Source organism: Salipiger sp. HF18 (genome assembly GCF_011806505.1).
GTDB classification, from domain to species: domain Bacteria; phylum Pseudomonadota; class Alphaproteobacteria; order Rhodobacterales; family Rhodobacteraceae; genus Salipiger; species Salipiger thiooxidans.
In genome coordinates this window covers 1-3456 of sequence record NZ_JAATOS010000418.1, presented here as the reverse complement: position 1 = coordinate 3456, position 3456 = coordinate 1, and the positions used below count along the sequence as shown (strand labels likewise).

Here is a 3456-nt window from a genome sequence, read left to right as displayed (position 1 = left end):
GCGTACATGCCCCGCTCCGGGACGTATTCGTAGCGGTCGATGGCAAGGGTCGGATCGCTGTCGCAGACGTTGCCCTGGCCGTCGTGGTTGGCGATGTCGAGATCCGCGTACCAGAGCAGCGCGTCGTCGGGCGGTTCCACCATGCACCTGATGGCGATGATGGTGTCCGACACGATCTGCACCGACTCGATGGCGTAATCCGTGGCCGCGTCGGCGCTGGTGATCGCGAAGCCCTTGTCGGCGTAATCGAAGCCCTCGAAGTAGCTCCAGTAGGTCGGCGCGAAGCGCAGCGGCGGTTGCGGCACGTGGTAATGCACGAAGATCGTGGCACCGGACTTCTCGATCTCGATCGGCCGCAGCGGCTGCCAGCCCTCCCCGGCCAGGATCTTCGACGCGACCTTGGCCTGCTGGTGACCGTACCAGCGCGCGCCGTTGCTATCGAGGTGCCCGCCCTTGTCGGTGTAGGGATAGACCGGCCCGACCATGACCACGTCGTCGCGCGCGATGGCCACCTCGAGCTGCGCCATGCCGACGTGCAGGTCCGGAGCGCCGTTCATGTCGGCGTCGCGGGTGTAGCTGCCGCCGGTCTGGTACATCAGCTTGAGCGGCGGCAGGCCCTGCCCGGTGATCGCCGGGATGTCCGCGTTGGCATCATCGAAGAGCGTCTCGAGCGCCGCCTTGTAGAGCGCCCGCGTCGCGTTGGTCGAGCCGTTGTTGGTGTTGTAGTCCCACTCGCCCTGCAGCCAGGTCAGGATCGGGCAGACGCAGGTCGCGCTGGCGGCGTCGGCGAGGTCCTTGGCGAGCTGGATGCCGTCGATCATCCCGCCCCAGCGGTCGACCGCATCCTGGCTGTTGACCCTGGAGAGCTGCGCGATGGTCCGTCCGGCCTGCGCCGAGGACATGGCGACGAGGTTGCGGCCGTCATCGAGCGCGAGGGCGCGCTGGTTCATCCAGAACTTGAGCCCGTTGGTCAGGCCGATGACCGGCGGCTCACCCTTGTTGTTGTCGCCCGGCGACAGCAGCGCCTCCTCCGCCCCGGTGAGGTTGGAGACGTTGTTGTGGGTGTTGGCGACCAGCGGGTTGAACCGGGCCACGCCCATGGCGTCGTAGGTCTCGACGCCGAGGTTATCGACGTTGTCGCCCACCATCATCGCGCCCTGCTGCCAGAGCTTCGACAGGCTGGGCCAGGTCTCGTTGCCCTCGCCCAGCGACTGGCCGTAGTTCATGATGACGTTGTATTGGGCGACCGGCAGCTGGACCATCGGCGTGGTCAGCGCGACGTTGTCGGAGAACAGCATGTTGCGGAGGTTGGTGTTCGAGGTCGTCTGACCCTCGGCCGAGATCTGCGGCACGTAGAGCACCCCGTCCTTCAGCCCCATGCCGATGCGGTCGTTGCCGTCGACGATGACGAAGTCCCAGCCCGCCGCCTGCCCCCCGAGGCGCGCGCCGCCCTTGATGTCCACCTCGCCGGTCTGCCGCACCCCGAAGCCGATGCGCTCGTTGGCGTCGGCGATGGCGAAGGCGTAGCCCAGCGAGGTGTCGTCCTCGATGGCGTAGGTCTCCGCGCTCAGCGCGTCGAAGACGAAGTCCTGGGTGTAGAGCTGCGCGATGTAGACCCCGCCCTCCGGGCTGATGGCAAAACAGGCCTGGTCGTTGGCGTCGGTGATGGCGAACACCATCCCGGTCTCACCATCGGCGGCGCCGTCCGCCACGGGATCGAACGGGATCACCTCGCCGTCGCTGTAGATGCCCTCGGTGCGTGCGGCGACGTCGCCGACGGCAAGCGAGACGTCCGAGAGCACCGCCGCCGAAGCAGCACCGATATTGGCGCACGCGATTGTCGCCTGCGGCGCGTACTCAGAAAGCGCATTGGAGATCGTCGGCTTTGTGACCAGCGCCGAGCCGGCTGGGATGTCGGTGACGAAGGTGGCGACCCCGCCGGCGTCGTGGTCGTAGATGTCGTAGGCAATGGCGGCGTCCGCGTTCTCGACCCGGAACCGATCGCCCTCGCCCGTGGCCGCGATGCCCTCTGCCGTGGTGTCGTAGATCGGGCTCTCGGCAAAGGCCTGGTCCTCGACGGCGGTGATCCGCGCGGAGAGCGCGTCTGTCGTCGGTGTCCCCACGAGCACCCCGCCCCCGGCGAGCAAGGTCCCGAGGTCGGATATGGTGAACAGCCCGGAGGTGCCCTCGTTGAGCGCCAGCAGGTAGTCCGCCGAAGCGAGGGTCGGGTTGTCGGAGATCTTCACGCCGTTCTCGGCCATGGCGGGTCCTCAGTAGATCGTGGTGGTCGACCCCGGCGTCACCGCGACGGGGTCCCCGACCGCGTCGGTGTCGGGATCGACCGTGTCGCCCGAGGCGACGCGGTAGAGCTGCACGGCGGCGGTCCCGGCATCGGTCACCGCCAGTTCGATCCGGGCATGGCCAAGCCCTCCGGTCACCGTCACGGTCTGCTCGTCGAGCGCCGCCGGCAGCGCCGTGGCATCGGCGCCGACGGTGTGGGTGACAATGGCGGTGGAGGCGCCTTCGGTCGCATCGACCGCCACCGCGACCGCCTGCAGCTCAATGATCTCGCCACGCTGATACGTCTCGAGCTGCACGCCGGCGTCGGCGGCCCAGATCAGCAGCTCGGTCCAAGCCTCCGCACCCTGCAGCCGGTGGAGGAGCCGGTAGTGCGAGATCTGCGCCGTCTCGTCCGCGCCCGGCGCGAGCCGGATGATGACGTAAGGATCGGGCGCCGCGACCACCAGCTCGAACCACGCCGCTCCGAGGCCGGGATCGTCGAGGCCGGAGGCGTTGTCGCTGTCGATCTCGGTGAAGCGTGGGGCCAGCGGCGGCGTGGTGGTGACGCTGATCGGATCACCCACGGTCACCTCCCAGTCCGGCACCACCTCGGCGTCGGTCAGCGCCTCGATCTCCGGCGCGGCGAGCTTCAGGGTGAGCTGGGCGCCGAAGTCCTTCGCGGGCTCGATGCCGGTCACGATCATGTCGTGGCTCTCCGCGCCCCGCAGCCCGAAGTGCACGGTGGCGCCCAGCTCGGGCAGGATCGTGACCCCGGAGAGCAGCAGCAGCCGGGTGGGGCCTTCCGAGAACAGGACCTCGGCCACAGTGGCGGACCCGACGCTGTCCTCGGCATCCTCGTAGACCCGGTAGCCCAGCCCATATTCGCTGCCCGCCGCCATGGTCACCGGCGTGTCCAGCTCGACCCGCGCGCCCTCGCCCCGCCGCACCCGCGCCGCGACCTGGGTGCGGGTCAGCACCGGGTGCGAGACATGCACCCGGTCGCCCCGGGTCGCGGTGCGCGCGGCGCCGGCCTGGTAGCAGGTGAAGGTGTCCGGCCGCAGCGCGATCTCGTGCATGCGCCGGCGGGTCTCGATGTAGATCTCGTCGGGGTTGGTCTTGCCCGGGTGCACCATCTCCTCGGTGAGCGAGATCGGCCCCGTGTAGCCCGGCCAGCGG

2 pseudogenes are annotated in these 3456 nt (G+C 69.0%); both read right to left on the bottom strand.

Going from position 1 to position 3456, the window contains the following annotated elements:
- A pseudogene (locus HC022_RS29425) lies at positions 1–2261 on the bottom strand (hypothetical protein); the annotation flags it as partial.
- A 9-nt stretch (positions 2262–2270) separates the two neighbouring features.
- Positions 2271–3456: pseudogene (locus HC022_RS21620) on the bottom strand (phage tail protein); the annotation flags it as partial.